Raw genomic sequence first — 2,065 nt, 5'->3', positions numbered from 1 at the left:
GGCGAAGGCGGTCCGGCGGCAGGTGTCGGTGTCGCCGTAGTCGTGGGCGCTCTGGAGGGTCTCGCGTTTCAGGGAGGCGTGGAAGCTTTCGCAGGTTGCGTTGTCGGCGCTGGTGCCGACCGCGCCGATCGACCGTGTGACCCCGTGTTGGTCGCAGAGGGGCCGTATCGCTCGGGCAGATCCCTCCAAGGCGAGCCGGTCCGGGCCCGCCACCAGATCCCGTCGAACACCTGCCGCCGATCCCTCGGAGGTCGACCCATCTTCGGTATCGGCGGCAACACCGCTTCCAGCCGCTCCCACTGTGCATCCGTCAGGTCGCCACGAGACATCTGAAGATCATTTAACGACCTTGATCAACATCTCAGACAGGTCCTAGTACTCCAGCCGGACTTCGGAGTCTCGCCTGGTCAAAGGGTTAGGTCCGCGGAGTGTAGCGAGGTGGTGCCGGAGACGGGGCGGGTTCTGTCGGCCCGTCCCGCGAACGTGTGACCGCGCCGCGTGTAGTGACAACGGTGCGGACAGCCTCCATGCGTGATCGATGACGTACCCGCCACCGCGTGGGAACAAGGACTGGAAGAACTCTTTCTGAGGATCGGGCACCGCTTCCCCCGCATCGAGCCGCGGCGGCGGATGCGGGACTACGTCCGCGGCCTGCTTGGCCCGGTGGGCCGCAAGAACTCCTGGCAACTCGCCGAGTTCGCCGGCCACTCCACTCCGGACGGACTGCAGCACCTACTGGCCAAGAGTCGCTGGGATCCCGACGAGATCCGCGATGACGTGCAGGCATACGTCGCCGAACATCTCGGCATCGACGACGGCGTCCTGATCATCGACGACACCGGATTCGTCAAGAAGGGCATCACCTCAGCCGGCGTGCAACGGCAATATTCCGGCACCGCCGGCCGAACCGAGAACTGCCAGATCAGCGTCTTTGCCGCCTACGCCACCACACGCGGGCACGCCCTGGTCGACCGCGAGCTTTATCTGCCCAAGTCCTGGACCGACGATGCCGAACGCTGCCGAGCGGCCCGCATCCCTCAGCAGCGGGGCTTCGCGACCAAGAACGACCTCGCCCGCGCCATGGTCCTGCGGGCTCAGGCCGGCCCGCTGCCCTTCACCTGGGTCACCGCGGATGCCGCCTATGGGCAGGACTCCCGTTTCCGCCGCTTCCTGGAAGACACCGGGCTGTCCTATGTCGTCGCCGTGCCCAAGTCTCAACAGGTGCACGGTCCTCGCATCGACTACCTCATCGGCCAGGCCCCAGCCGAGGCATGGCAACGTCTTACCTGCGGCGACGGCGCCAAAGGGCCACGGCTCTACGACTGGGCCGCCGCCCGGCTGCCGGCGGTGTGGGAGTTCGACGGCGACGAGCCCACCCGGCAGCGGTGGATGCTCGCTCGCCGCAATATCGCCAAGCCCGATGAGATCGCCTACTTCCTCGCCTCGGCACCCCTGCATGCCACCGTCGCCGACCTCGCGCTGATCGCCGGATGCCGTTGGAAGATCGAGGAGTGCTTCCAGTCCGCGAAGAACGAGTGCGGCCTGGACCAGTACGAAGTCCGGCGCTACATCGGCTGGTACCGGCACATCACCCTCGCCATGCTCGCCCACGCATTCCTGGCCGTCACCGCCGCCCAGGAGCGGGAAAAGGGGGAGCTGGAGACGACGCGCCCGACCTCGTGGACCTCACCCCAGCCGAGATCCGCCGCCTGCTGGCAGTTGCGCACCGACGCCCTCCTACACGGACAGAGCACGCGGTGAAGTGGTCACGATGGCGCCGCCGGCACCAGGCCCGAGCCCGGCGTTGTCACTACACGCGACGCGGTCACACCTTCGCGGGACGGACCGGCAGAACCCGCCCCGTCTCCGGCACCACCTCGCTACACTCCGCGGACCTAAGCCTTTGACCAGGCGAAACTCCGAAGTCCGGCTGGAGTACTAGGACGTGTTTGAGATGTGGTCACAGCGCTTGCCGTATGAGGGTGAGTTGGACGGTCGACTCGTAGCGGACGGCGAGCTTGTCGTACCTGGTCGCAACGCCTCTTGCCTGCTTCAGAAGGCCGAT

Annotated in this window: 1 protein-coding gene and 2 pseudogenes; 1 reads left to right on the top strand and 2 read right to left on the bottom strand. The window is 66.7% G+C overall.

Annotation, left to right across the window (positions count from 1 at the left end; genetic code table 11):
* Together ACIA8E_RS41850 and ACIA8E_RS41845 are read right to left on the bottom strand one after the other, a co-directional pair.
* A pseudogene (locus tag ACIA8E_RS41850) lies at nt 1–213 on the bottom strand (hypothetical protein); the annotation flags it as partial.
* Nucleotides 150–329 (bottom strand): annotated as a pseudogene (locus ACIA8E_RS41845) (transposase); the annotation flags it as partial. The pseudogenes ACIA8E_RS41845 and ACIA8E_RS41850, both read right to left, overlap by 64 nt.
* 202 nt (nt 330–531) lie before the next feature.
* Between ACIA8E_RS41845 and ACIA8E_RS41840 the strand changes: the two are divergent.
* Nucleotides 532–1,761, top strand: coding sequence for an IS701 family transposase (locus tag ACIA8E_RS41840; RefSeq protein WP_399307338.1), 1,230 nt, complete (start codon nt 532–534; stop codon nt 1,759–1,761).
* Nucleotides 1,762–2,065: the final 304 nt, after the last annotated feature.

It is taken from the genome of Streptomyces sp. NPDC051664 (assembly GCF_044453545.1).
Taxonomy (GTDB): Bacteria; Actinomycetota; Actinomycetes; order Streptomycetales; family Streptomycetaceae; genus Streptomyces.
This window is presented reverse-complemented; position numbering and strand designations above follow the sequence as displayed.